26 protein-coding genes are annotated in these 25,881 nt (G+C 71.6%); 16 read left to right on the plus strand and 10 right to left on the minus strand.

Translation table 11 applies throughout. The features are described from left to right. Positions 1-16: 16 nt before the first annotated feature. Positions 17-949, minus strand: coding sequence for an ABC transporter permease (locus ACYVJ3_RS15650; protein ID WP_460854003.1), 933 nt, complete (start codon positions 947-949; stop codon positions 17-19). Continuing rightward, positions 946-1,791, minus strand: a complete 846-nt coding sequence (locus ACYVJ3_RS15655) for an ABC transporter ATP-binding protein (RefSeq protein ID WP_460854004.1) — start codon at positions 1,789-1,791, stop codon at positions 946-948. Before ACYVJ3_RS15655 ends, ACYVJ3_RS15650 begins: the two co-directional genes overlap by 4 nt. A 172-nt stretch (positions 1,792-1,963) precedes the next feature. Here ACYVJ3_RS15655 and ACYVJ3_RS15660 point away from each other — a divergent pair, with 172 nt between their 5' ends. Together ACYVJ3_RS15660 and ACYVJ3_RS15665 are read left to right on the plus strand one after the other, a co-directional pair. Continuing rightward, positions 1,964-3,574 carry an ATP-binding protein gene (locus tag ACYVJ3_RS15660; protein WP_460854005.1) on the plus strand — a complete coding sequence of 537 codons (1,611 nt, stop codon included), beginning with the start codon at positions 1,964-1,966 and terminating at the stop codon, positions 3,572-3,574. After that, positions 3,571-4,263 carry a response regulator transcription factor gene (locus ACYVJ3_RS15665; RefSeq protein WP_460854006.1) on the plus strand — a complete coding sequence of 231 codons (693 nt, stop codon included), beginning with the start codon at positions 3,571-3,573 and terminating at the stop codon, positions 4,261-4,263. Before ACYVJ3_RS15660 ends, ACYVJ3_RS15665 begins: the two co-directional genes overlap by 4 nt. A 3-nt stretch (positions 4,264-4,266) precedes the next feature. Here the strand turns inward: ACYVJ3_RS15665 and ACYVJ3_RS15670 are convergent, their stop codons facing one another. Beyond that, positions 4,267-4,782 (minus strand): 2'-5' RNA ligase family protein, encoded by a 516-nt coding sequence (locus tag ACYVJ3_RS15670; protein ID WP_460854007.1) that lies wholly within the window; start codon positions 4,780-4,782, stop codon positions 4,267-4,269. Between the two features lie 95 nt (positions 4,783-4,877). Between ACYVJ3_RS15670 and ACYVJ3_RS15675 the strand changes: the two genes are divergently transcribed. The 3 genes from ACYVJ3_RS15675 to ACYVJ3_RS15685 are packed head-to-tail and all read left to right on the plus strand — an operon-like array spanning position 4,878 to position 6,829. Next, positions 4,878-5,003, plus strand: a complete 126-nt coding sequence (locus ACYVJ3_RS15675; RefSeq protein ID WP_460854009.1) for a hypothetical protein — start codon at positions 4,878-4,880, stop codon at positions 5,001-5,003. Between the two features lie 21 nt (positions 5,004-5,024). Next, on the plus strand, positions 5,025-6,071 hold the full coding sequence (gene cobT, locus ACYVJ3_RS15680) for a nicotinate-nucleotide--dimethylbenzimidazole phosphoribosyltransferase (RefSeq protein WP_460854010.1): 1,047 nt from the start codon (positions 5,025-5,027) through the stop codon (positions 6,069-6,071). Then, positions 6,068-6,829, plus strand: a complete 762-nt coding sequence (locus tag ACYVJ3_RS15685; protein WP_460854011.1) for an adenosylcobinamide-GDP ribazoletransferase — start codon at positions 6,068-6,070, stop codon at positions 6,827-6,829. Before cobT ends, ACYVJ3_RS15685 begins: the two co-directional genes overlap by 4 nt. A gap of 7 nt (positions 6,830-6,836) precedes the next feature. Here ACYVJ3_RS15685 and cobU read toward each other — a convergent pair whose 3' ends face one another. Together cobU and ACYVJ3_RS15695 are read right to left on the minus strand one after the other, a co-directional pair. After that, positions 6,837-7,364 (minus strand): bifunctional adenosylcobinamide kinase/adenosylcobinamide-phosphate guanylyltransferase, encoded by a 528-nt coding sequence (cobU, locus tag ACYVJ3_RS15690; protein ID WP_460854012.1) that lies wholly within the window; start codon positions 7,362-7,364, stop codon positions 6,837-6,839. Between the two features lie 4 nt (positions 7,365-7,368). Continuing rightward, a complete protein-coding gene (locus ACYVJ3_RS15695) occupies positions 7,369-8,808 on the minus strand; it encodes an RNB domain-containing ribonuclease (protein WP_460854013.1) in 1,440 nt (479 codons plus the stop codon). A 23-nt stretch (positions 8,809-8,831) separates the two neighbouring features. Between ACYVJ3_RS15695 and yaaA the strand changes: the two genes are divergently transcribed. From yaaA to ACYVJ3_RS15710, 3 genes are all read left to right on the plus strand, one after another. Further along, positions 8,832-9,611, plus strand: a complete 780-nt coding sequence (gene yaaA, locus ACYVJ3_RS15700) for a peroxide stress protein YaaA (protein ID WP_460854014.1) — start codon at positions 8,832-8,834, stop codon at positions 9,609-9,611. An 84-nt stretch (positions 9,612-9,695) separates the two neighbouring features. After that, on the plus strand, positions 9,696-10,616 hold the full coding sequence (gene sepH / locus ACYVJ3_RS15705; protein ID WP_460854015.1) for a septation protein SepH: 921 nt from the start codon (positions 9,696-9,698) through the stop codon (positions 10,614-10,616). A gap of 65 nt (positions 10,617-10,681) precedes the next feature. Continuing rightward, on the plus strand, positions 10,682-11,110 hold the full coding sequence (locus tag ACYVJ3_RS15710; protein WP_460854016.1) for a hypothetical protein: 429 nt from the start codon (positions 10,682-10,684) through the stop codon (positions 11,108-11,110). Between the two features lie 5 nt (positions 11,111-11,115). Here ACYVJ3_RS15710 and ACYVJ3_RS15715 read toward each other — a convergent pair whose 3' ends face one another. Then, on the minus strand, positions 11,116-11,964 hold the full coding sequence (locus ACYVJ3_RS15715) for a DUF4192 domain-containing protein (RefSeq protein ID WP_460854017.1): 849 nt from the start codon (positions 11,962-11,964) through the stop codon (positions 11,116-11,118). Between the two features lie 134 nt (positions 11,965-12,098). Between ACYVJ3_RS15715 and ACYVJ3_RS15720 the strand changes: the two genes are divergently transcribed. The 3 genes from ACYVJ3_RS15720 (at position 12,099) to ACYVJ3_RS15730 (ending at position 16,681) form a co-directional block, all read left to right on the plus strand. Continuing rightward, positions 12,099-13,436 carry a DNA polymerase IV gene (locus ACYVJ3_RS15720; RefSeq protein ID WP_460854018.1) on the plus strand — a complete coding sequence of 446 codons (1,338 nt, stop codon included), beginning with the start codon at positions 12,099-12,101 and terminating at the stop codon, positions 13,434-13,436. A 10-nt stretch (positions 13,437-13,446) separates the two neighbouring features. Next, positions 13,447-15,615 (plus strand): S9 family peptidase, encoded by a 2,169-nt coding sequence (locus ACYVJ3_RS15725; protein ID WP_460854019.1) that lies wholly within the window; start codon positions 13,447-13,449, stop codon positions 15,613-15,615. Between the two features lie 121 nt (positions 15,616-15,736). Further along, entirely contained in the window at positions 15,737-16,681 is a 945-nt protein-coding gene (locus ACYVJ3_RS15730) for a sigma-70 family RNA polymerase sigma factor (protein WP_460854020.1), read from the plus strand. An 18-nt stretch (positions 16,682-16,699) separates the two neighbouring features. Here ACYVJ3_RS15730 and coaE read toward each other — a convergent pair whose 3' ends face one another. Further along, a complete protein-coding gene (coaE, locus tag ACYVJ3_RS15735) occupies positions 16,700-17,305 on the minus strand; it encodes a dephospho-CoA kinase (protein ID WP_460854021.1) in 606 nt (201 codons plus the stop codon). A 30-nt stretch (positions 17,306-17,335) separates the two neighbouring features. Here coaE and ACYVJ3_RS15740 point away from each other — a divergent pair, with 30 nt between their 5' ends. Next, positions 17,336-18,562: a class I adenylate-forming enzyme family protein gene (locus ACYVJ3_RS15740; RefSeq protein ID WP_460854022.1), complete on the plus strand. Its 1,227-nt coding sequence runs from the start codon at positions 17,336-17,338 to the stop codon at positions 18,560-18,562. 10 nt (positions 18,563-18,572) lie between these two features. Beyond that, positions 18,573-19,475, plus strand: a complete 903-nt coding sequence (locus tag ACYVJ3_RS15745) for an oxidoreductase (RefSeq protein ID WP_460854023.1) — start codon at positions 18,573-18,575, stop codon at positions 19,473-19,475. Between the two features lie 3 nt (positions 19,476-19,478). Here ACYVJ3_RS15745 and ACYVJ3_RS15750 read toward each other — a convergent pair whose 3' ends face one another. Continuing rightward, positions 19,479-20,504, minus strand: coding sequence for an alpha/beta hydrolase family protein (locus tag ACYVJ3_RS15750; protein ID WP_460854025.1), 1,026 nt, complete (start codon positions 20,502-20,504; stop codon positions 19,479-19,481). 152 nt (positions 20,505-20,656) lie between these two features. Further along, on the minus strand, positions 20,657-21,601 hold the full coding sequence (locus tag ACYVJ3_RS15755; protein WP_460854026.1) for a helix-turn-helix domain-containing protein: 945 nt from the start codon (positions 21,599-21,601) through the stop codon (positions 20,657-20,659). Between the two features lie 93 nt (positions 21,602-21,694). On the opposite strand from ACYVJ3_RS15755, the gene ACYVJ3_RS15760 reads away from it, so the two are divergent. Next, the gene (locus ACYVJ3_RS15760) at positions 21,695-21,838 is read left to right on the plus strand and encodes a hypothetical protein (RefSeq protein WP_460854027.1); all 144 of its coding nucleotides are present in this window, start codon (positions 21,695-21,697) and stop codon (positions 21,836-21,838) included. 84 nt (positions 21,839-21,922) lie between these two features. On the opposite strand, the gene rpsA is transcribed toward ACYVJ3_RS15760, so the two are convergent. Beyond that, complete coding sequence (gene rpsA, locus ACYVJ3_RS15765) at positions 21,923-23,389, minus strand: 30S ribosomal protein S1 (RefSeq protein WP_460854028.1); 1,467 nt, start codon at positions 23,387-23,389, stop codon at positions 21,923-21,925. 148 nt (positions 23,390-23,537) lie between these two features. Between rpsA and ACYVJ3_RS15770 the strand changes: the two genes are divergently transcribed. Together ACYVJ3_RS15770 and ACYVJ3_RS15775 are read left to right on the plus strand one after the other, a co-directional pair. Further along, complete coding sequence (locus ACYVJ3_RS15770) at positions 23,538-24,371, plus strand: class I SAM-dependent methyltransferase (RefSeq protein ID WP_460854029.1); 834 nt, start codon at positions 23,538-23,540, stop codon at positions 24,369-24,371. A gap of 94 nt (positions 24,372-24,465) precedes the next feature. Beyond that, positions 24,466-25,698 carry a lipopolysaccharide biosynthesis protein gene (locus ACYVJ3_RS15775; protein WP_460854030.1) on the plus strand — a complete coding sequence of 411 codons (1,233 nt, stop codon included), beginning with the start codon at positions 24,466-24,468 and terminating at the stop codon, positions 25,696-25,698. Positions 25,699-25,881: the final 183 nt, after the last annotated feature.

Below are 25,881 nucleotides of genomic sequence, written 5' to 3' on the forward strand. Positions count from 1 at the left end.
GCGGAGAGGTGGGGATTCAGAGACCGGCCGACTCGAACCGGTTCGGCGGGCGCCAGGACAGCAACCGCTTCTCGACCAGGCCGATCAGGAACTCCGCGCCGAGGACGCAGACCATGATCACGAGCATGCAGGCGAAGACGCCGCCCGGATCGAACCGGTTCTGGGAGGTCTTGATGATCAGTCCCAGGCCGCGCTGGGCACCGAGGACCTCGCCGACGATGGCTCCGACGATCGCGAAGCCGAAGGCGCTGTGCAGGCTGGCGGCGATCCAGGTGAAGGCCGACGGCAGGGTCACGTGCCGCACGACCTGGAGCCGCGACGCACCCAGCACCTTGGCGTTGGCCAGGATGTTCGGGTCGACCTCGCGGACGCCCTGGAAGGCGTTGAAGAAGACGATGAAGAAGACGAGCACCGCGGCCAGGGCGACCTTGGGCGCCGTGCCTACGCCCATCGCCACGACGAAGATGGCGCCGAGCACGATGCGCGGGATCGCGTTGATCATCTTGATGTACGGGCCGAGGACGTCGGCCAGGTAGGCACTCTGGCCGAGCAGAACACCCAGGACGACGCCCAGGACGGTGCCGATGCCGAAGCCGTAGACGGCCTCCTTCATCGTGGTGAGGATGTCGAACCAGAAGGAGCCGTACGACGTGCCGTCGCGGAACAGCTCGATCGTGCGATGCGCGATGTCGCTGGGCCGTGAGTAGAAGAAGGGGTCGATGATCGGCGCCGACCAGCCCTTCGGCGTGATGCCGGACAGCAGCTCCCAGCCGCCCAGGAAGATGACGGCGAACGCGATGCGGCCCGCCCACACCAGGCTCTTGCGGCGGTACTTGAGGTTGCGCGCCTTGGCGGAGGCTGCCTTGTCGGCCTCGGCGAAACGGGTGTCAGGCGCGGCGGAGCGGGTGTCGGCCTCGACGGCCATCGTCTCCAGGCTCAGGTCGCTCATGACGCCACCGCCGCGCTGCGGGCATACGCCGTGTCGACCTCTGCCTTGAGGGTGTTCCAGATCTTGTGCTGGATCTCGAGGAAGTTCTGGTCGTAGCGCAGCTCCTGCACGGCACCCCGCGGGCGCGGCAGGTTGATGTCGTACGTCGCCTTCACCGAGCCCGGTCCGGCGGTCATCACGACCACCTTGTCCGCCAGCGCGACGGCCTCGTCGAGGTCGTGGGTGATGAACAGGACCGCGGGGCGCAGCTCCTCCCACAGGCCGATCAGCTCGGTCTGCATGATCGCCTTGGTCTGTACGTCGAGGGCGCCGAACGGCTCGTCCATCAGCAGGATGTCGGGCTCGTTGATCAGCGCCGCCGCCATCGCGACGCGCTTGCGCATGCCGCCGGAGAGCTGGTGGGTGTAGTGGTCCTCGAAGCCGGCCAGGCCGACCCGGCGCAGCCAGTCGCGCGCCTTGTCGGCGGCCTGCTTCTTCGCCATCCCGTTCAGGACCGGGCCGAGCATGACGTTGTGGAGCACGGACTTCCACGGCAGCAGCGCGTCGCCCTGGAACATGAAGCTGACTCCGGGGGTGACCCCGGAGACCTCGCGGCCGCCGACGGTCACGCTGCCGACACTCGGGCGGTCCAGGCCGGCGACCATGCCGAGGGTGGTGGACTTGCCACAACCGGTCGGGCCGACGATCGCGCAGAACTGACCCGGCTCGACGGTGAACGTGGTGTCCTTGAGCGCCGTGAACGCGGTACCGGCGGGCGTCAGGAACCTCTTGGTGAGGCCCGTGACCTGGATCCGGGCGCTGTCTCGCTCAGCGCTCCCGGTTCGTGGGGACGGGGTGGACATGGGGTGATCTCCTCGCGTCGGTGGTGATGCCTCCGGACGCTAGGTATGACCGCCGTCACACCGGAACCTTGTGTGCGCAAGTCGCCGTTCTTCCGGTTCCCCCGCGTTTTGTGCGTTCTTCTCACCGCCCAGGTGCTGGCAGCGGGACCGTGAGGGCCGTCACAATGGGCGGATGCCCGTCATGGCGCGCCGACTCTCGACGCAGATCTTCGCGGCGCAGCTGGTCATCCTGACGGCGACGGTGGCGATCGGCGCCGGGCTCTTCCTCCGCCAGGCACGCCTCGGTCTCGACCGCCAGTACCAGCAGCGCTCAGTGGCGATCGCCGCGACGGTCGCGGGGCTGCCGGAGGTCCGGTCGTGCCTGGAGCGGGGCCACGGCTGCGACGACGGGCTCCAGCGGATCGCGAACCGCATCCAGTCCGAGACGGGTGCGACGTACGTCGTCATCTTCGACGTCCACAACATCCGGCACACCCACCCCAACCCGAAGCTGGTCGGCAAGCCGAACGACGAGCCGCTCGCGGTGCTGGACGGTCGCACCCACACCGGCACCGACTACGGCTCTCTCGGTCCGTCGGCCAACGGCAGGGCTCCGATCTGGGGCAAGCACGGCGCGCTCATCGGCGAGGCGTCGGTCGGCATCAAGGAGACGACGGTCGCCCAGGCGTTGAAGCACCAGCTGCCGGCGTACGTCGTGTGGATGGGCCTGGCGCTCGGTGGCGGCGCGCTCGCGTCGTGGCTGCTCGCCCGGCGCCTGAAGAAGCGGACCTTCGGGCTCGAGCTCGACGAGATCGCGCTCCTGCTGCGCGAGCGCGAGGCGACGCTGCACGGCATCCGCGAGGGCGTGATCGCGTGCGATCCCGGCGAGCGGATCACCATGATCAACGACGAGGCCCGCCGGCTGCTCGGGCTGGGCGTGACCCAGAGCGGCGGGCGGCTCAGCGAGCTGCTGCCCGAGGGGAGGCTGCGCGACGTGCTCACCGCTGCGGACGCCGCGCACGACGAGGTCGTCCTCACCGACGAGCGCGCCCTGCTCGTCAACAAGATGCCGGTCTCGCTCGCCGGCCAGCCGCACGGCAGCGTGGTGACCCTGCGCGACCGGACCGAGATCGCCGGCCTGATCCGTGAGCTCGACGGCGTACGCCGGCTCACCGAGACACTGCGCGCGCAGCACCACGAGTTCACCAACCACATGCACACCGTCGCCGGCCTCATCGAGCTCGGCGAGCACGACGAGGCGCTGTCCTTCCTCACTGACGTCCAGCAGTCGCAGGCCGGCTTCGCCGACAGCGTGCGCGAGCGGATCTCCGCCATCCCGATCGTCGGCCTGCTGCTCGGGAAGGCGGCCGCCGCGAACGAGCGCGGCGTCGACCTCACGCTCACCGACGACAGCTGGCTCGGCGAGACCCCGGAGAAGGTCCATGCGCTGACCACGATCATCGGCAACCTGATCGACAACGCGCTCGACGCGATCACCGGCGCGGCCGACGCGGCCGACGACCGCGGGCGGATCGAGGTCGCGATCGTCGAGGACGAGCGCGAGCTGCTCATCGATATCAGCGACAACGGGCCCGGTGTGCCCGACGACGTCCGCGACGCCATCTGGCGCGACGGGTTCACCACCAAGCCCGCCCACGAGGACATCCACCGCGGGATCGGGCTGGCGCTCGTGCACCGCCTCGTGCAGCGCCTGGGCGGGACCATCGAGCTCGCTCCCGGCGCCGGTGCGCGGTTCGTCGTACGCCTTCCGATCCCGGCCCCCGCGACCAGGAGTGAGGCATGACCGGACCGATCCGTGTGCTCGTGGTCGACGACGACTTCCGCGTCGCCGACATCCACACAGCCTTCGTCAACCGCAGCGACGGGTTCACCGTCGTCGGTACCGCGCACACCGCCGCCGAGGCGATGGTGATGGTCGAGACCACTGCACCGGACCTGGTGCTGATGGACGTGTTCCTGCCCGACGGCGACGGCCTCGAGGTCGTACGCCGGCTCCTGGAGCGGCCGGCCGCCCCCGACGTCATCGTGGTGACCGCGGCCCGCGAGGTCACCACCGTGCGCACCGCGATGCAGCTCGGCGCGGTGCACTACCTGATGAAGCCGTTCGGGTTCGTCGCGCTCGACGGCCGCCTGCAGTCCTACCGGCGGATGCGCAACCGGATCGCAGGCCTGCACGACCCCGACCAGTCCGAGGTCGATGAGCTGTTCAGCATGCTGCGCCCGACCGACGTCGGGATCGAGCGGCCGGCCAAGGGCCACAGCGCCCCCACCCTCGAGCTGGTGCGCCGCGCCGTCGCCGACGGCGGCAACGTCTCGGCCGCCGAGGTCGCCGAGGCGGTCGGGATCAGCCGCAGCACGGCACACCGCTACCTCACCTACCTGCAGCAGCACGGGATCGTCCGGCTGGAGCCGCGCTACGGCAACACCGGACGGCCCGAGAACGGCTACACGCTCACCGGTCGGCGTACCTGAGCCTCAACCACCGAGCGGCCACGTGTGCAGCACCCGGCAGTCGCCCTCGGCGTAGCGGTGCAGCTCGAGGCGCGAGGCCACGACGTACGCCGGCAGCACCTCACCGAGTGCCCGCTCGACGTCGGCCACCGTGACCCCGGTCGAGCAGTGGTCCAGGGTCACGTGGGGCACAGGATCGAACGCGCCGGCGTACGGCTGGAGGTGGGGGAACGCCTCGCGGACGCGCGACGTCAGCTCGTCGAACGGCTCCCGCGGCTTGGGCTGCGCGTGGATCAGACCGCCGGGGGTGGACTCGATGGTGGTGAGCTCGAAGTCGAACGCGCGGGCGCTGCTGGCCACGGCCGCCAGCAGCGCCAGGTCTGCCTCGGTCGGCACCTCGGGCAGGGGCGCCAGCACCGTCACGTGGGCGTGCGTGAAGGCTGGATCGTGCGAGACCCAGCGGGGGTCGTGGTGCTCCCAACGGGCCCGGACGAAGTCCTCGAGGGGCGGTACGGCGACGACGAGAACCGAGTGACCCACAGGTGAACTTCTACCGTGGACCGTTGCTCCTGCGCGACCCGATCGTTGAACCTCTTGTCGTTGCTCGGAATGACACCACTCGGGGGGAAGCACCTATGACCACGCAGCAGCACGAGCTCCATGAGCTCGACGAGCGAAGCACCGTCCCGGAGCTCTCCGGGCTCCTGATGATCATCGGGATCCTCTGTCTCGTCCTCGTGCTGGCGATCCTCGTCACCTGATGCCGGCGATATCTTGGCGCCATGACCGTCGAGATCACCCCGCCGAACCCTGACGTCCTCGCCGCCGCCGCTGAACGGCTGGCCGGGCTGGCGACGCCTGCCGGTGCGCTCGGACGCCTCGGCGAGCTGGGTGTCTGGATCTCCGCGACCCAGGGCAGCTGCCCGCCGCCCGCGCTCGACGGCGCCGACGACGTACGCCTGGTGATCTTCGCCGGCGACCACGGCGTCGCGCTGCACGGCGTCTCGGCGTACCCGCCGGCCATCACGCCCGCCATGGTGCGCACCTTCGTCGCGGGCTGCGCCGGCGTCAACGCCCTCGCGGGCGCCCACGACGTGAACGTGCGGGTGCTCGACATCGGCGTCGACGACGACCTCGAGGGTGTCCCCGCCGACGTCACGGCCCACAAGGTACGTCGCGGCTCCGGCGCGATCCACCTGGAGGACGCGCTGTCGCGCGAGGAGACCGAGCAGGCGTTCGCCGCAGGTCGCGCGATCGCCGACGAGGAGATCGACCGCGGTGCCAAGCTGCTGCTCAGCGGCGACATGGGCATCGGCAACACCACGCCCGCATCGGCGATGATCGCGGCCGCGCTCGGCCTGCCGGCCTCCGAGGTCACCGGCCGCGGCACCGGCGTCGACGACGCTGCCCTGGCCCACAAGACCGAGGTCGTCCAGGCGGCGCTCGACCGGGCCGGTGACCGGCTCGACGACCCGTTCGAGACCTTGCAGGCCGTGTCCAGCGCCGACCTCGCCGCGACGGTCGGCTACCTGGTCCGCGCCGCCGAGCGCGGCGTACCCGTTCTTCTCGACGGCCTGATGTCGGTGGCCTGCGCGCTCACCGCCGACCGCCTGGCGCCGGGTGCGGCCGCGTGGTTCGCCGCCGGCCACCGCTCGACCGAGCCCGCGCAGGCGATCGCGCTGGAGAAGCTCGGCCTCGCGCCGCTCCTCGACATGGGCATGCGTCTCGGCGAGGGCTCCGGCGCCGTCGCCGCCGTACCGGTCGTGCGGTCCGCCGCCGCGCTGCTGCGCGACGTCGCGCTGCTCGCCGACCTCATGCCTCCGGAGTGATCCGCTCGCTCCGGCTCTCGGCCGGGATGCTGACGATCCTGCCCGCCGGCATCGTGATGGACCCGTCGCGGGCGACCGCCCGCGGTGCGCTGCTGCTCGCACCCATCGCCGTCGCCCCGCTCGGACTGGCGCTCGGTGCCGTGCTCTGGCTCGGCGCCTTCGTCAGCGTTCCGCCGCTCGCGATCGCGATCCTGGCGATCACCTCGGTGGCCGTGCTCACGCGCTTCCTGCACCTCGACGGCCTGTCCGACGTGGCCGACGGGCTCACCGCGCCGTACGGTCCCGAGCGCTCGTTGGCGATCATGAAGACCGGGGCCTCCGGCCCTGCCGGTACGGCGGCCCTGCTGATCGTCATGAGCCTGCAGGCGGTGTGCCTGGCCCGCCTGGTCGCCACCGATCACAGCGACTGGCGGCACCCGCTGCTCGGCGCGGCCTGCGTGATGGCCTCACGGCTGGCGCTGTGGATCTCCGCCTGCTCGGCGTTCCCGCCGGCACGCGACGACGGGCTGGGCCAGACGTTCACCCGCAGCATCCCCGTGGTCGTCGCCGCGCTCGGCTGGGGGCTGCTCTCCGTGGCGTCCTCGTTCCTCTCCCCCGAGCGGGCCCCGATGACCGTCGGCCTCGCGGCGCTGGCGGTCGCCGTCCTCTGCTGGCGATGCACCCGGCAGTTCGGCGGGGTCACCGGCGACGTGTTCGGGGCCGCGATCGAGGTCGCCCTGGCGGTGCTGCTCATCGGCGCCGTGGGCATCGACGTCTGAGCGCTCGCTAGATCGTCAGCACCCGGCCAGCGACGACCAGGTGGACCTGGTCGCAGGCCGCGGCGATCCGCTGGTTGACCTCGCCCAGCAGGTCGCGGAAGACGCGACCGGAGCGGTGCTCGGGCACGAGCCCGAGGCCGACCTCGTTCGTCACCAGCACCACCTCGACGCCGGTCGCGGTGAGCGCTGCGACGGTCGCCTCGGTGGCGCGTACGACGGCCTCGGTGACCGTCTCCATCGGCGCCTCCCACAGGTCGCCCTCGTCGAGCAGGCGCTGGAGCCAGGTGCCGAGGCAGTCGACGATCACCGGCCCCTGCGCGTCGGCCAGGACCGACGCGAGGTCGCCGGTCTCCAGCGTCGTCCAGTCCTGCGGCCGAGCCGCGCGATGACGTTCGATGCGGACGGCCCAGTCGGCGTCGTCGTACGCCGGTCCGGCGGCCACATAGGTGATCTCACCGTCGCAGGCGGCGATCAGCCGCTCCGCGTGGGCCGACTTGCCCGAACGGACGCCGCCGGTGACCAGGATCTTGCTCATCGGGTCAGGCGAGCCTGAACTCGACCTTGCGCTGCTCGATGTCGGCCACCGCCAAGGTGGCCTTGACGTCCTGGCCGAGCGGCAGTGCGGACGCACCGGTGATCGCGGCCTCGACGCCGACCTCGGAGACCATCAGCACGCCGCGGGTCGGGTCCTTCTCGTCGACGCTGGTGATCGAGCCGGCGAAGTCCTGGCCGACCCGTCCGGCGAGCACGCCGGCCTCGACGAGGTCCATCAGCGCGCGCTCGTAGGCGTGGGAGCGGCGCGCCGAGGCCTCGAGAGTCTTGGGCAGCTCGGGCAGCGCCGCCGTGACCCACTCGGGGACCGGCTGCTGCGCGCAGAGCGCAGCACAGACCTCATTGGTGTAGCGGTCACCGAGGCGACGCAACGGCGCGGTCACGTGGGCGTACTCCGCCGCGATCGCGGCCTGCTCACGCTGCTCGGGCAGCTCGCCGTTGAACGAGGCGTAGCCGCTGCCGCGGAGCAACCGAGTGCAGGCGACCGTCATGGCCTGGTGGGCGGGCACCTTCGGGTCGAGCGCCCGGATGAACGCCGGGTAGTCCTGGTCGGCGGGCCAGTCGATCCGCAGGCCCTTGGCCACGCGGCGGAGCCGGTCGACGTCGCGCGGGTCGGGCTTGGGCAGCGTGCGCAGCATGCCGACCTTTCCGGCGACCATAATCCCGGCCGCGGCCATGCCGGTCAGCAGCGAGATCTGCGCGTTCCACATCTCCACCGGGAGCTGCTCGCGGAACGCCAGCGACAACGAGCCGTCGGTGGCCTCGATCTCCTGCTCGGGCAGCGGCAGGGAAACGCCCCCACGGGCGATCTCCTGCTTCTCGCGCAGCTCACCGATCTCCTTGAGCAGCGCGATGACCTCGGGCGCATCGCCCTTGTCGAGGGCGGCCTGGGCGTCGACGTAGGACCAGCGTGCGGTGGAGCGGACCAGCGCCCGCTCCACGGTGGCAGAGGTCTGCGCGCCGTCCTTGTCGAGGTTGATGGTCCACAGCATCGCGGGGCGGACCTGGTCGGGCAGCAGGCTGGCGGCATTCTCGGAGAGCGCCTGGGGGTGCAGCGGGATCCTCGTGTCGGGGCCGTAGAGCGTCTCGCCTCGGCGGTTGGCCTCGAGGTCGATCGGGTCGCCGGCGGTGATGAAGGCGGCGAGGTCGGCGATCGCGTAGTGCACCACGAAGCCCTCGCCGTCACGCTCGAGGTGCATGGCCTGGTCGAGGTCCATCGAGCCCGCGGGGTCGATGGTCAGGAACCCCAGCTTGGTCGCGTCGCGTCGGCCCGACGGGTCGATGGCACGGGCGGCCGCCGCATCGGCGGCGCTGAGGACCTCGGGCGGGAACTCCCCCGGCAGGTCCTGCTCCTGCGCGATGCGCTCGAGACCCTTCTGGAGGAGCGGTGAGCTGGCCTTGACCCGGAACACGACGTTGCTCGGCATGCGACGACTCTATTCTCTCTTCCGTGCTGATCCTCCTGCCGCCCAGCGAAGGCAAGACCGCCCCGAGCCGGGGCGCGAGCCTCGATGTCGAGGCCCTCTCGCTGCCCGAGCTGACCAAGGCTCGCGAGACCGTGCTCGACGCACTGATCGACCTGTGCCTGGAGGATCCCGACAAGGCGGCCGACGTGCTCGGCCTCTCGGCGGGCCAGGCCGAGCTGGTCAGCCGCAACGCCGGCCTGTCCGCGGCACCCACCGCACGCGCCGACAAGATCTACACCGGCGTGCTCTACGACGCCCTCGACTTCGCCACCCTGTCCACCAGCGCCAAGCGCCGCGCGGCGACCCGGCTGGCCGTCACCTCCTCGCTGTTCGGTCTGGTCCGCATCGGCGACCGGATCCCGGCGTACCGCCTCTCCGGCGACGCCAGCCTCCCCGGCCTCGGCTCCATCGCCGGCCTGTGGCGCGAGACCCTCGGCCCGGCGGCCGAGGCCGCCGTCGGGCGCGGTCTGCTGGTCGACCTCCGGTCCGGGATGTACGCCGCCTTCTGGCGCCCGCCTGCCGCGATGGCCGCCCGCGTGGCGACCGTGCGCGTCCTGCACGAGCAGGGCGGCAAGCGCAAGGTGGTCAGCCACTTCAACAAGGCCACCAAGGGCCGCATCGTCCGTGCCCTGCTCGAGGACGGCGCCGACCCGCGCACCCCGAAGGCCCTGGCCGAGGTGCTCACCCGACTCGGCTTCACCGTCGAGGTCGGCGAGCCTGGACCGAAGGGCACCCAGCTCGACGTCATCGTCAGGGACCTGTAGCGCGACCGGTCGGGGACGGGAGATTGTCGACATTGGGCGCGCCTCGTTCGCTGTCGCCAGGTTCGGCGTAGGCTCGGCGTCACCGTGGACAACGAGCGCACACCCTTGAACCTGGTCGAGGTGATCGACTCCGGTAGGGCGTTGCTGCTGCGTGATGGTGAGGGGACCGAGTTCACCCTCGCGATCGACGCAGGCCTCCGTGCCTCGCTGCTCCCCCGCCGATCGGAGACCAAGATGACCAGCAGCCTGCGCCCCCGCGACATCCAGAACCGGATCCGGTCCGGCGAGTCACCGGAGTCGGTCGCGGAGCTGGCCGGCACGACGGTCGACGCGATCATGTCGTACGTCGCCCCCGTGGTCGCCGAGCGCGAGCACGTCGCCGCGACGGCCCAGCGCGCCTCCCTGCGCCGCGGGCCGGGTGAGCCGCCGACGACTCCGCCGCTCAACCGTCGCCTCGCCGACGCCGTCGAGGGACACCTGCGCTCGCTGGGAGCCGACCCGGCCGACGTCACCTGGGACGCCTACCGCCGCGAGACCGGCCGCTGGGTGCTCACCGCCGACTACTCCGCGCCCGGCCGCGCCGGCAACGCGAAGTTCATCTTCGACGCACCGGGCAACTACGCCCTCACCGACAACGACGACGCACGCTGGCTGATCGGCGACCTCGCCACGCCGGAGCCCGCCGCCGCCCCGATGGACGACCTGACCCAGGTGCGCGAGCGGCGGCTCCAGGCCGCGTCGGCACCCGAGCTGCCGCTCGGCGGCGGACCGGCCGACCACCTCGGCGAGGACGCCGTCGCGCTGGTCGAGGAGCCGGTCGCGCCGGAGCCCACCCTCACGTTCGACGAGCCCCTGCGCGCGACCGCTCCCGAGCCCGAGCCGGCCGCCGAGGAGCCTGCGGCGCAGCAGGCCGAGGAGGCCCCGCGCCGGCCGGCCCCCAAGAAGCGCGGCCGCGCCTCGGTCCCGAGCTGGGACGAGATCATGTTCGGCCCCACCGGCGACTGATCGGTCGCAGCGCAGGCCTGTGGAGGACCTCTGCACGAACCGCGGGGTTCGTGCAGGCTGACCGGGTGAGCGCACCGCACCCCGGCATCGAGGAGCCGATCCTGCCCGCCCTCGAGCGGGTGCTGCGCCGTGCTGTGGCCGACCACCAGTCGGCGGAGCGGCGCGTGGTCTTCCCCAGCACGTTGCACTCCGGCTTTCCGGGAGGTCCGCACCGGACCCTGGTCATCGCGCGCGAGTGGCGCTTGGACCACGCGCTGCGCGTGGACATGGTGCAGGCGATCACCCGAGCGCACCTGGCCGGAGGCCAGGTGCCGCTGCTCTGGCTGACCCGGCCCGAGGAGCGCACCGGTCACGACCACGAGTGGTCCGCCGCCGCGCACGCGGCCGGCGCGGAGCTCGGCGTACGGCTCGACCTGGTCATCGTCACGAAGAGCGCCTGGCACGACCCGCATACCGGGGCCGGCCGCGCCTGGACACGCATGCGGCGCCGCTGACCGGCTCATGCCGGCCACGCGTCCGGAGGCACGGCGTTCTCCAGCAGCCCGGCGAGCAGCCCCGCCATCCGGTCGCCCGGGTCGGCCCGGCGAGCACGGTCGATCGCGGCCCACGCCAACGCTCCGTCGCCCGCCTGCCAGGCCGCGAAGGCGAGCAGGTCGGCGACGGCGGGCACGAGTGGCTCGGGGGTGCACGGCAGCAGCCGGGCCCATCGGTCGCGATGCGCCGCGGCGTTGCTGCGCCGGATCATCTCCATCGCGCCGTCGCGCCCGTCGAGCGTCTGCACGGCCATGATCTGGCGCGCCTCCTCCCCCGGCTCCTCCGAGCCGATCTCGGCGAGCACCCGTTCACACGCGGCGTGATCCGGCTCGAGCGAGGCGACCATCTCGTCGCGGCTGCGGAACGACAGGCGGCCCTCGACGATCGCTTGGACCACGAACGGATGGGCGCTGACGTCGTAGGGGAACGGCTCGCTCACCCCTCGCCCCTCGCCGCCGACGAACCGGAACTCGCCGCCGCGTGCCCACAGGCACACCATCACCACGATGCCCCGTCGCCGCGCACCGGCGCGCAGCGCCCGGCAGACGGCGCGGGCGATCCGTTCACGCTCGCCGTAGACCAGGAACACGACGGACTGCACCTGATGGGTCACCGCCGGGTCGAGCAGCGTCGCCTCGAGGAGTGCGAGGTCCTGCGTCGAGGCACGCTCGGGGAGGTCGAGTCGGGCATGGAAGGGCCGTGGCCCACCGAAGGTGAGCATCACGAGGTCGTCGGCCGGCCAGAAGCTGAGCACGACGGGGGCGAGGGCCAGGAGGTCCTCGGGACTGCGGGCGGTCACGGAGAGCTGAGTCATGACAGCCAACCTCCTCAGCGCCACCGACAACCAGGGGCCGGCGCCCGACCGCCTGTGGAGGACCGTGCGCCGGACCCGCGCTGTGGACGAGAACTGGCCCGTCGTGTGACGGGTGTGGCCAGTAGGTTGAGCGGGTGCGCAGCCAGGCCTCGGTTCTCCACCTGGACCTCGACGCCTTCTTCGCCGCCGTCGAGCAGCGCGACAAGCCCTCCCTGCGCGGCAAGCCGGTCGTCGTCGGCGGCACCGGCGGCCGTGGCGTGGTCGCGACGGCCTCCTACGAGGCCCGCACGTACGGCGTCCGCTCGGCGATGTCGACCCGCGAGGCACGCGCCCTGTGCCCCCACGCGGCGTACCTCACCGGGCGCTTCCACGCCTACCGCGCCGCCAGCGAGATCATCATGGGCATCCTGCGGAGCCACTCCCCGCTCGTGGAGCCGCTGAGCCTCGACGAGGCGTTCGTCGACCTCGAGCAGGCCGGCCTCCCCGACCTCGAGATCGACACCGTCACCGCCTTCGCCGAGCAGCTCCGGACCGAGGTCCGCGACGCCACCGGTGGCCTCACCGCGAGCGTCGGGCTCGGCTCGAGCAAGTTCATCGCCAAGGTCGGCAGCGACCTGAACAAGCCCGACGGCCTCACCGTGGTCCCGCCCGGCACCGAGCTCGACCTCCTCCGCCCGATGCAGGTCAGCGTCATCCCCGGCGTCGGCCCGGCCACCCTGGAGCGGCTCAGGAGGATCGCCGTGCGGACCGTCGCCGACCTCGAGCAGCTCAGCGAGGCCGAGCTGGTCCGGGTCCTGGGCCAGTCGCACGGACGCGGTCTCTACCGCCTCGCCCGCGCGCAGGACGACCGCCGCGTCGAGCCGGAGCGCGAGGCCAAGTCGGTCAGCGTCGAGGGCACCTACGAGACCGACGTGACCGACCGCGCGGTGATGGCTGCGATCGTCACCCGGCAGGCGGGCCAGGTCGGCGAGCGCCTGCGCAAGCACGGCCTCTCCGGCCGCACGGTCACGCTCAAGGTCCGCCTCTACGACTTCACCACGCTCACCCGCTCGAGCACGTTGGACGCCCCGACCGACGACGCCGGCGTGCTCGCCCGTACGGCGAACCGGCTGCTCACCGAGCTCGAGCCGGCCGGCGGCGTACGACTGCTCGGGGTCGGGGTCTCCGGGCTGGCCGACTGGGTGCAGGAGGAGCTCTTCGGGGAGGACGGCGCCGAGACCGACGAGGTCCCGGACGCCGAAGCGACGGCACCCGAGCTCCCGCCCGACCGTCGCGACGACGACTACCGACCCGGCGTCGACGTCGAGCACGACGACATGGGCCGCGGTTGGGTCTGGGGTGCCGGCAAGGGCGTGGTCACGGTCCGCTTCGAGACCGCCGAGACGGGCCCCGGGCCGGTCCGCTCGTACGCCGTCGACGACCCCGCGCTCCGCCGCTGGCACCCGCCGAGCACGGAACCGGACGCCGACTAGCCTTCACCCCATGCAGGATCCAGTGCAGCCGCCGATCGCCGCCCGACGTCCCGTCACCACCACCCACCACGGCATCGACCGCACCGACGAGTACGACTGGCTGCGCGACAAGGACGACCCGGAGGTCCTCGCCTACCTCGAGGCCGAGAACGCCTACACCCAGGCCCGCACGGACCACCTGGCCGAGCTGCGCACGACCATCTTCGAGGAGATCAAGGGTCGCACCCGCGAGACGGACCTCAGCCTGCCGACGCGGGTGCGCGGCTACTGGTACTACGGCCGCACCTTCGAGGGCCGCCAGTACGGCGCGACCTGTCGCGTGCCGGTCACCGACTCGAGCGACTGGACCCCGCCCCGGCCTGCCGAGGAGGCCAGGCCGGACGAGCCGGCGCTGCCCGGCGAGGAGCTCCTGCTCGACCTCGACGCGCTCGCCGAGGGCCACGAGTTCTTCTCCGTCGGCGGCTCGGCCGTCAGCCCCGACGACAAGCTGCTCGCCTACGCCACCGACGTCGTCGGCGACGAGCGCTACACCGTCCGTGTCCTCGACCTGACCAGCCGCGACCTGCTCGACGACGAGCTCACCGGCGTGCTCGGAGGCGTCACCTGGGGCGGCACCCCGGACCACTTCTACTACTCCACCGTCGACGAGACCTGGCGCCCCGACAAGGTCTGGCGCCACCGCCTCGGCACCGCGCAGTCCGAGGACGAGCTGGTCTTCCACGAGCCCGACGGCCGTTTCTACGTCGGCGTCGGTCGCACCCGCAGCAAGAAGTACGTCGTCATCGCCGCCGGCTCCAAGACCACCAGCGAGTACCACCTCCTCGACGCCGACGACGCGACCGCGCAGCCGCAGTGCTTCGCCGCGCGGACCGACGGCGTCGAGTACTCCCTCGAGCACGCCGTCATCGGCGGAGAGGACCGCTTCCTGGTCCTGCACAACGCCGCCGGGCCCGAGTTCGAGCTGGCCATCACGCCGGGCGAGCCCACGGCGCCGACGGGCTGGACCCCGCTCATCGCGCACGACACCGCCGTACGCCTCGAGGACGTCGACGCGTTCGCCGGTCACCTCGTCATCTCCCAGCGCTCCGAGGGCCGCACCCGGCTGCGGCTGGTGACCCTCTCCGACGACGCGGCGGCACCCATCGCCACGGACGAGCTGCTCGACTTCGGCTCCGAGCTGGCCACGGTCGGCCTCTCCGGCAACCCCGACTTCCACCAGCCGACCCTCCGCGTCGCGATGACCTCGCTCTCCCACCCGGCCAGCGTCTACGACCGCGACCTCGCCTCCGGCGAGCTGCACCTGCGCAAGCAGGCGACCGTGCTCGGCGACTACGACCCCGAGGACTACGAGGAGCACCGCATCTGGGCGCCCAGCACCGGCGGCGTGCAGGTCCCGATCAGCCTGGTGGTCCGCAAGGACGCCCGCGCGGCGGGCACCCCGCTCCCGCTCCTCCTCTACGGCTACGGCTCCTACGAGGCCTCGATCGACCCCTACTTCTCCGTCGGCCGGCTCTCCCTGCTCGACCGGGGCGTGGCCTTCGCGATCGCGCACGTGCGCGGTGGTGGCGAGATGGGCCGGCACTGGTACGACGACGGCAAGCTCGAGCACAAGCAGCACACCTTCGACGACTTCATCGCCTGCGCGCGCCACCTCGCCGCGACCGGCTGGACCACCCCCGAGCGGATCGTGGCCCAGGGCGGTAGCGCCGGAGGCCTGCTGATGGGCGCGGTCGCCAACCAGGCGCCCGACGCGTTCGGCGGCATCGTGGCCGAGGTGCCGTTCGTCGACGCGCTCACCTCGATGCTCGACTCGACGCTGCCGCTGACCATCGGCGAGTACGACGAGTGGGGCAACCCCGAGGCCGACGCCGACGCCTACGCACGCATGGCCGCCTACGCGCCGTACGACAACGTCGCCGACCTGCCCTACCCGCCGATCCTGGCCGAGACCAGTCTCAACGACACCCGCGTCCTGTACGTCGAGCCCGCGAAGTGGGTCGCCCGCCTCCGTGCGATCGCCCCGCGGGCCGACGTCCTGCTGCGCACCGAGATGGCGGCCGGGCACGGCGGGGTCTCGGGTCGCTATCGCGCCTGGGAGGACCTCGCGTTCACCCTCGCCTGGGTGCTCGATCGCATGGGCCTGGCCGGCGTGGGTACCTCCGAGCCTGGGCTTTCATAAGAACACCCTGAGATTCGCCGATCCGGGAAACAAAACCCGGCGCCCGGTCGTCGTCATCTGTGTAGATCCACGACAGACCAAGGCGGCCCCGGTGATCCCGGGACAGCGAACGGAGGGCGTCATGACCAGCATCAGGACTCGCGAGATCGAAGGACGCGACAGCGTCGGGCTCTACCTCGACGAGATCGCCCGCACCCCTCTGCTCGACGCCGCCCGAGAGGTCGAGCTCGCCAAGACCGTCGAGGCCGGGCTGTACGCCGCCAGCCTGCTCGCGGAGGGTCGCTACGGCCGCCGCAAGGGCGCGCCGAAGGGGGCGCCGTCCAAGGACGAGCTGGAGTGGATCGTCGAGGAGGGCGAGCGCGCCACCACCGAGTTCATCAACGCCAACCTGCGGCTGGTCGTCTCCATCGCTCGCAAGTACGGCCGCGCGCAGATGCCGATGCTCGACCTGATCCAGGAGGGCAACACCGGCCTCATCCGCGCCGTGGAGAAGTTCGACTACGCCAAGGGCTACAAGTTCTCGACGTACGCCACCTGGTGGGTCCGCCAGGCCATCACCCGCGGCATCGCCCAGCAGGCCCGCGTCGTACGCCTCCCCGTCCACGTCGTCGAGGAGCTCAACCAGGTCGGCTCCGCGCGCCGCACCCTCGAGCGCCAGCTCGGCCGCGCCCCCGAGCCGGAGGAGATCGCCCTCGAGCTCGGCATGGAGGTCGACCGGGTCATCGACCTGATGACCTGGGGCCGCGAGCACGTCAGCCTGGACTCCCCGCTCGACGAGAGCGGCGACACCTCGCTCGGCGACCTCCTCGCGCAGGAGACCTCCCCGGGCCCCGACCTCACCGTCATCGACGCCGACGCCCGCGACCGGCTCAACCTGCTCGTCGACAAGCTCGACCCGCGGGCCGCCGACATCATCCGCGAGCGCTACGGCCTCACCGACGGCCGCCAGCACAAGCTCGCCGACATCGGCCGCAAGCACGGCATCTCCGCCGAGCGCGTCCGCCAGCTCGAGCGCGAGGCGCTGCAGAAGCTCCGCCGCCTCGGCGACCCCGACCTCGCCGCCTGAGCAACGGCGAGCACGAGCTCAGGCGTCCGTCCCCTTCGCCGTGAGCTCTCCGAAGACCTCCGCCACCCGCTGGCGGAGGTCTTCGCGCGTCCCGGTGTTCTCGATGACGTACGTCGCCACCGCCAGCCGCTGCTCACGCGTGGCCTGGGCCGCCATCCGAGCGCGTACGTCGGCCTCGTCCATCCCCCGCGCGATGGCCCGCTCGACCTGGACCTCGGTGGGCACGTCGACGACGACGACCTCGTCGAAGAAGGGCGCGTAGCCCACCTCGACCAGCAGCGGGATGTCGTTGACCACCAGCCGGCCGGCGGCGTGGCCGGCCTGCTCGAGCTCGGCGGTGCGAGCCCCGACCCGCGGGTGGGTGATCGCGTTGAGCCGCTCACGCGCGGCCTCGTCGGCGAACACGATCGCACCGAGCTTGGGCCGGTCGAGCTCGCCCTCGGCGGTCAGCACCCCGGCGCCGAACGCCTCGACGATCTCGGCCAGTCCCGGCGTCCCCTTGGCGACGACCTCGCGCGCGATGAGGTCGGCGTCGACGACGACCGCCCCCAGGTCGGCGAACATCGCCGAGACCGTGCTCTTGCCTGAGGCGATGCCACCCGTGAGTCCTACCCGTTGCGTCACGGCCGCGACCCTACCGAGGATGATGGAGCCGTGACCTCCCTGCAGCCCGGCGACCGTGTCGCGCTGCTGGTGGCCGGCTCGCCGGCGTACCTCGACGTGGTCCACCGTCTGCTCACCGCCGGCATCGCGCCGATCCCGCTGGACCCACGGCTCACGCCCTTCGAGCGCGAACGGATCCTCACGCCGCTGGACCCGCAGCTGGTCCTCACCGAGGACCACGAGGTCGGTGCGCTCGCCGACGCGCTCCCCGACCCTGGCCTCCCGCTCCTCCGCCCGATGCACTGCACGTCGGGCACCACGGGCACCCCCAAGGGCGTGTGGTCCGGTCTGCTCCCCGCCTCCGAGGCGCAGGCGCTGGTCGACGAGGAGCGCGACCTGTGGGGCTTCCGTGACGACGACGTCAACCTGGTCCTGTCCCCGCTCTACCACTCGGCACCGCTGCGCTTCGCCCTCGGTACGGCGCTCGCGGGCGGGCGGGTCGTCATCCCGGGCCCGTTCGAGCCGGCCCTGATCACGGCGGCCATCGCGCAGCACCGGCCGACCACGATGTTCTGCGTGCCGACCCACCTGCAGCGCCTCTTCGTCCACTGGGACGAGCAGGGCTGGCCGGACCTGAGCAGCTTCCGGCTGGTCGCCCATGCCGGAGCCCCGTGCCCCACCGACGTGAAGCGCCGGCTGATCGAGCGCTTCCCCGCGGGCAGCACCTGGGAGTTCTACGGCTCGACCGAGGGCCAGTTCACGGCCTGCCGCAGCGAGGAGTGGCTGGAGCGTCCCGGGACCGTCGGCCGCGCCCGGCCCGGACGGTCCCTGTCGGTCGACGCCGACGGGCAGATCTGGTGCACCGTGCCGTCGTACGCCCGGTTCACCTACTGGGGCGAGCCGGAGAAGACCGCTGCGGCCTGGCGCGGCGACGCGTTCACCGTCGGTGACGCGGGCCGGCTGGACGAGGACGGCTACCTCTACCTCGACGGCCGCCGCGACGACCTCATCATCACCGGCGGCGTGAACGTCTACCCGACCGAGGTCGAGCAGGTCCTCGGTGGCTGTCCCGGCGTGAGCGACGTCGCCGTGCACGCGGGCGACGACGAGCAGTGGGGCCAGCGTGTGTGCGCCACCGTCGTCGGTACGGCGACCGAGGCCGAGCTGTCGGCGTACGCCCGCGCGCACCTCGCGCCGCCCAAGCGGCCGAAGACCTGGACGTTCCGCGACGAGCTCCCGCGGACGCTCACCGGCAAGGTGCGCCGCACCGAGCTGTAGCCTCCTGCGCGTGACCCGTTCCTGGACCCCTGCCCAGCTCCCCGACCTGACCGGGAAGGTCGCCGTCGTGACGGGTGGCAACTCCGGCATCGGATTCCACACCGCCCGCGAGCTCGCCGCGCATGGCGCCGAGGTCGTCATCGCCTGCCGCAACCTCGACGCGGGTCGCGAGGCCGCAGGACGGATGGACGGCCACGTGCGGGTCGAGCGGCTCGACCTGGCCTCGCAGGCCTCGGTCATCGACTTCGCCGAGCGCTGGGCCGGCCCGCTGGACCTGCTGGTCAACAACGCCGGCGTGATGAACCCGCCGGCCTACCGCACCACCGAGGACGGCCACGAGCTGATGTTCGGGACCAACCACCTCGGCCACTTCGCGCTCACCGCGCGCCTGCTGCCGGCGCTCCTCGCCGCATCCGCACCGCGGGTCGTCACGGTCGCCTCGATCGCCCACTTCGGCGGCACCGACAAGGTGCTGGAGGCGAATCCGGCCGAGCGTTACAAGCCCGAGCCCTACTACGGCAACAGCAAGCTGGCCAACCTGCTCTTCGCCCGCGAGCTGCACCGCCGCGCCACCGACGCCGGGTCGCCGATCACCTCGACCGCCGCCCACCCGGGCATCTCGGCGACCGGGCTCGTCGCCGACCCGAACGGCATGGGCGCCAACCGCGTGGTCCGCGCGGCGGCGCCGTACTTCATGCCGGTGCTCTTCCAGTCGGCCGCCAAGGGCGCCAACCCGACGCTGTACGCCGCCACCGCCGGCGCACCCGGCAGCTACACCGGTCCGGTGCAGTTCCGCCAGACGCGCGGCCGGATCGGCGAGGCACGGCTGAGCCGGTACGCCGCCGACGAGCAGCTCGGGCGCGACCTGTGGGAGCTCAGCGAGCGGCTGACCGGCGTCAGCCTCACGCTCTGAACCTCATCTGGCGGCCAAGGTCGCGACCACCCATCGCGTCGCGTCGCCGAGCACGCTGATCGGCAGGAAGTGGGTCTGCTTGGGCAGCACGTCGAGCTCGAACTGGGACCCCGCGAGCATCCGCTGCCCCAGGGTGGCGGCCGGTGGCACCTGGCGCCACGCACCGACGACGTAGACCCAGCCGCCGTTGAGCGGCATCACGGTGTCGTCGGACCCGCTCCACTGGCGCACCTGCGTCGTCCCGACGTCGCACCTGCCCGCGAAGCTGCCCGACAGCGAGGCGGCGACAGGGAAGAGGTCCGGCCGCTCACAGGCACCGCGCTCGGCGAGCATGCCGCCGTTCGAGATGCCGATCAGGCCGACCCTCCCCCGGTCGACTCCCACCATGGAGGCGGTGTCGTCGACGATGCTGGCCAGGTACTTGGTCTCGTCGACCGGCTGAGCGGTGCAGCAGAAGCCGCCGTCGAAGTACTTGGTGCTGCCGGCGCTCACCGCGAACGCGAAGATCGTGTCCTTGGCCTGGCCGCGCAGCCAGGCCAGGAGGTTCGTCGCGGTGGTGGCGTCCTCGGGCCAGTTGGCCGGGTGCGCGTAGATCACCATCGAACGCGGCTTCTTGAGGAAGTCGGCGCACTCCTTCGACGCGAGCGGAGCGCAGAACGGTCGGGCGAGGTAGTAGGTCCGGCCGCCGGAGAAGGTACGCAGGCGCACCGCCCACCACGTCGTGATCGCGACGTCGGTCGGCGTCGGCGTCGGTGTGTCCGTGGGCGTCGGCGTGTCCGTGGGCGTCGGCGTCGGTGTGTCCGTCGGGCTGGGCGTTCCGGTGTCGGTCGGGGTGGCCGTGTCGGTCGGGCTCGGTGTCGCGGTGTCGGTCGGGGTGTCGCTCGGAGCGTCCGTGGCGGTCGCGGTGTCGGTCGCCGTCGCCGTCGGGGTGCCGTCGGCGGCATGGGCCACCGCACTGATCCCCGCGAACATCGTTCCTGCCAGCACGACGGACACCAAAGGCGCCGCCAGGCCTCTCCCCAGATTCATGGTTCCAGGCTCGCAACCGGCGTCCCCGGGCCACATCCGGCGAACGTTCGGAGTCGTCTAGTCCAGACGTCCTACTTCGCACGCGACGTCCTGGAATGGTCCAGGTCTCACCAGGTTGTCAGGGTCAACGACGATGCGCGAGGGACAGCAACTCAACAGGCGAACTGGCGCCGGTAGGCCTGCGGGCTGACGCCCCGGACCCGGGTGAAGTGGTGGCGCAGCACCGCCGCCGTTCCGAAGCCGACGCTGTCGGCGATCCGGTCGATGCTGGCGTCCGAGCGCTCGAGCAGCTCCTCGGCCGCCGCCACGCGCTGCCGGGTCACCCAGGTGTGCGGCGTGGTCCCGGTCTCGTCGCGGAACCTCCGCGCGAAGGTTCGCGGGCTCATCAGGGCCCGCTTGGCCAGCGCCTCGACGCTGTGGTTCTCGCCCAGGTTCTCCATGATCCAGCTCAGCAACGGTCCCAGCGTGTCGGCCTCGCAGTCCGGCACGGCCCGTGCGATGTACTGCGCCTGACCACCGTCACGATGCGGAGGTACGACGGCCCGCCGGGCGATCATGCTCGCCACCGCCGAACCGTGCTCCTGGCGCCAGATGTGCAGGCAGGCGTCCAGGCCGGCGGCGGTGCCGGCGCTGGTGACGACCTGGCCGGTGTCGACGTAGAGGACCTCCGGGACGACGCGCGCGAGCGGGAAGCGTCGCTGCAGCTCCTCGGTGTACATCCAGTGCGTGGTGCACTCACGACCATCCAGCAGGCCTGCCGCCCCGAGCGTGAACGCACCGCTGCAGACCGACAGCAGCCGCGCCCCGCGCGCGGCCGCCTCACGCAGGGCGTTGATCACCGGCTCGGGAGGTACGCCGCCGCGCGGCATCGCCGGGACACAGACCAGATCGGCCTCGGCCACCCGGCCGAGGTCGGCGTCGACCTGGATGGAGAAGCCCATCGAGGTCCGCATCGGCTCGCGGCTGTGCGAGCAGACCGCGAAGTCGAGCTTGGGCACGCCGTGCTCCGTGCGGTCCAGTCCGAACGCCTCGCAGAGCACGCCCAGCTCGAACGGGGCGACACCCTCGAAGGCCAGCACGGCCACGTTGCTCAGCATCCCGCCACCCTGCCACCACGATGGCAGGAAATCAATGGAGACCGGCATCTCTGCCACTCGTGGCAGGATCCCGACAGGAGCAGACTTGCTGCCATGATCTTCTTCGCGCTCCTCCTCGCCGTGGTCCTCGCCGGCATCCTTCGCACCGTCCTCGCGGTCCGCCTCGACCGCGGCACCCGGCCGCCGGCCAGCCACGCGGCCGACAGCATGTTCACTCCCCCGTCGGCCTGGCGCTGAGCCCGTCGACCTCGACCCGAAAAAAGCGGAAGGCCCGCTCCCCGAGGGGAGCGGGCCTTCGTGCTGCTGTGGTGGATCAGGCGATCAGGCCTGGCCGCCGGTGAGCTTCTCGCGAAGCGCCTGCAGGGCCTCGTCCGAGGCGAGCGAGCCGCCGTCGGTCTCGGTCTCGGAGGAGTACGACGAAGCCTCGCCGGCCTCCGCGTCGGCAACCTTGGCCTCGGCCTGCTGCTTGACGTGGGCCTCCCAGCGGGCGTGCGCCTTGGCGTACTGGTCCTCCCAGACCCCGCGCTGGTCGTCGAAGCCCTCGAGCCACTCGCCCGTCTCCGGGTCGAAGCCCTCGGGGTAGATGTAGTTGCCCGCCTCGTCGTACGTGGCCGGCATGCCGTAGAGCGTCGGGTCGAACTCCTCGACGTCCGCCGCGGTCGCGGTCTCGTTGGCCTGCTTGAGGGACAGCGAGATCCGGCGACGCTCGAGGTCGATGTCGATGATCTTGACCATGACGTCGTCGTTGACCTGGACGACCTGCTCGGGGATCTCGACGTGGCGCTCGGCCAGCTCGGAGATGTGGACCAGGCCCTCGATGCCCTCCTCGACGCGCACGAACGCACCGAACGGGACGAGCTTGGTGACCTTGCCGGGCACGATCTGACCGATCTGGTGCGTCCGGGCGAAGTGCTGCCACGGGTCCTCCTGCGTCGCCTTCAGCGACAGGGAGACACGCTCGCGGTCCATGTCCACGTCGAGGACCTCGACGGTGACCTCGTCACCGACGGTGACGACCTCGGACGGGTGGTCGATGTGCTTCCAGGACAGCTCGGAGACGTGGACGAGACCGTCGACGCCGCCGAGGTCCACGAACGCACCGAAGTTGACGATCGAGGAGACGACACCCTTGCGGATCTGGCCCTTCTGGAGCTGGGTCAGGAAGCCGTGGCGAACCTCGGACTGGGTCTGCTCGAGCCAGGCACGGCGCGACAGGACCACGTTGTTGCGGTTCTTGTCGAGCTCGATGATCTTGGCCTCGAGGGTCTGACCGACGTAGGGCTGCAGGTCGCGGACGCGACGCATCTCGACGAGCGAGGCGGGCAGGAAGCCGCGCAGGCCGATGTCGATGATCAGGCCGCCCTTGACGACCTCGATGACGGTGCCCTCGACGACGCCGTCCTCCTCCTTGACCTTCTCGATCGTGCCCCAGGCGCGCTCGTACTGCGCACGCTTCTTGGACAGGATCAGACGGCCTTCCTTGTCCTCCTTCTGGAGAACGAGGGCCTCGACCTTGTCGCCCACGGAAACGACCTCGGTCGGGTCGACGTCGTGCTTGATGGACAGCTCACGCGAGGGGATGACGCCCTCGGTCTTGTAGCCGATGTCGAGGAGGACCTCGTCGCGGTCCACCTTGACGATGGTGCCCTCGACGATGTCGCCGTCGTTGAAGTACTTGATGGTGGCGTCGATCGCCGCGAGGAAGTCTGCCTCGGAGCCGATGTCGTTGAGCGCGACCTGGGGCGCGTCGTCGAGGTAGCTGAGGGGAGTCGAGAGGGTGCTCGTCATGAGTAGGGATAGATCCTTGGGGACAGAAGTAGGTTGCTGCGTGCCTGCGGGCGCAGACACAAGGGTCAAGACTACGCGCGCAGAGGTACGCCGGTCCAACCGGCGCCACCCCCGTCATCGGGCCCGGCTCCAGCCCTAAACTCCAGGCGTGCAGGAATGGCCGCATCCGCCGGTGACCGCCCATCGTCGTGAGGCCGACGAGGAGGAGTCCCGGCGCGCCAACGGCGCCGACTGGGACAGGTACGCCGACGAGTACCAGGCGACCCATGGCGAGTACCTCGGCGACGTCGGCTTCCTGTGGGGTCCCGAGGGCCTGACGGAGGCCGAGCTGGGCGTCCTGGGCCCGCCCGCGGACCTGGCCGGCAAGCGGGTGCTCGAGGTCGGCTCGGGGGCCGGGCAGTGCTCGCGCTGGCTGCGCTCGATCGGCGCGACGGCGTACGGCCTGGATCTCTCGCACCGCCAGCTGCAGCACTCGCGACGCATCGACGAGGACAGCGGGATCGTCGTGCCGAGCGTCCGCGGCACCGCGACCGCGCTCCCCTTCGCCGACGGCTCCCTCGACGTCGTCTTCTGCGCCTTCGGGGCGCTGCAGTTCGTCAAGGACATCGGCGCCGCGATCGGCGAGGCCGCGCGCGTGCTGCGGCCCGGCGGCCGGTTCGCGTTCTCCATCACCCACCCGACGCGCTGGATGTTCCCCGACGACCCGACCGAGGAGGGGCTGGTCGCCTCGCAGTCCTACTGGGACCGCACGCCGTACGTCGAGGTCGACGACGCCACCGGCGCGACGTCGTACGTCGAGCACCACCGGACCCTGGGCGACTGGGTGTCCCTGCTGGCCGGTGCGGACTTCCGGATCGTCGCGCTGCTCGAGCCGCAGTGGCCCGAGGACAACGACCGGCTGTGGGGCGGCTGGTCGCGCACCCGCGGACGGCTGACCCCGGGAACGGCGATCTTCGCGGCCGACCGCACGCCGAGCACCTGACGAGAGCGGGCCGGCGGCCCTCGGGCGCACACATCTGCTGCATCCCGGCTCCCTCGTGCGGGTCAACGCCCGCCACCCTATTAGGCTCACCGGCGTGACGAGGGTCCTGAGCATCCTGCGCAGCAGCGCGGGCATCGCCATCGCCATGGCCGTGATGAACATCGGGACGTACGCCTTCCAGATGATCTCCGCCCGCATGCTCGGCACCGAGCAGTACGGCGCGATCGCGTCCCTGATGGCACTCCTGATGGTTCTCTCCGTCGTGCAGCTCGGCCTCCAGGCCACCGCCGCGCGCCGGATCGTGCACGAGCCCGAGGACGTCGCGGCCATCGAGCAGAGCATCCTGACCACGACCTGGCGGGCGGCCGGCCTGCTCGGCGTCTTCGCGCTGGCCTGCTCGCCGCTGATCGCCGACGTCCTGGACCTGACCAGCATCATCCCCGCGATCATCCTCGCGCTCGTCGTGGTGCCGACCACCGTGATGGGCGGCCAGGCGGGCGTGCTGCAGGGCGAGCGTCGCTGGCTGCCGCTGTCGCTGATCTACCTGGCGGTCGGCGTACCCCGGGTCGTGCTGGGCGTGGCGTTCCTCGCGGTCCGTCACACCGAGGCCAGCGGCATGCTCGGCGTGCTCCTGGGCGCCTGCCTCCCGGTGCTGATCGGCACCATCGCGCTGCGTGGCCGGCACAGCGAGGAGCCGCACACCGCGCACGACCGCGAGGTGCGCCGCGACGTACGCCGCGAGACGATCTCCAGCTCGCTGGCGCTGCTGGCGTTCACCGGGCTGGCCAACATCGACGTCATCGTCGCCCGCGTGGTCCTCCCTCACCACGACGCCGGCCTGTACGCCGCCGGCGCGATCGTGACCAAGGCCGTGCTGTTCCTGCCGCAGTTCGCCGTGGTCATCCTGTTCCCGTCGATGTCCGACGACTCCCAGAGCCGGCAGGCGATCCTGCGCGGCCTGGCGTTCCTCGGCGGACTCGGCGCGTTCTGCGTCGCCGCCGCCTGGCTGCTCAAGGACATCGCGATCCAGTTCGCGGGCGGCGACCGCTACTCGGGCGTCACCGACCGTCTCTGGATGTTCGCCCTCATCGGCGGCCTGCTCTCGATCCTGCAGCTGCTCGTGTACGGCGGCCTCGCCAAGCGCGGCTGGACGACCAAGTACGTCGTCGCGGCCGGCGTCGCCGTCCTCATCGGCTTCGCCGCCCTGCTCGCCTCGGGCCTGACCTCGCTCGCCGTCGCCGTCATCAGCATCGACGCGTGCGTGGTCGGTGTGCTGCTGGTGATCCAGCTGCTCCACAAGCCGACGACCGCTTCGTCGGTCGAGTAGCCGCCTCGTTCGTTGGTCGAGCAGCGCCTCGTCGTTGGTTGAGCAGTGCCTCGTCGTTGGTTGAGTAGCCGCGAGCGCCAGCGAGCGGCGTATCAGTGATTGGCTTGGTGGGCCTGGTCGCGGTCTGACTCACGCGCGTATCTGACGCCGCTGGCTGTCTTGGTTTCGAAGTGTCGGCTGCGG

The organism is Nocardioides montaniterrae (assembly GCF_054782655.1).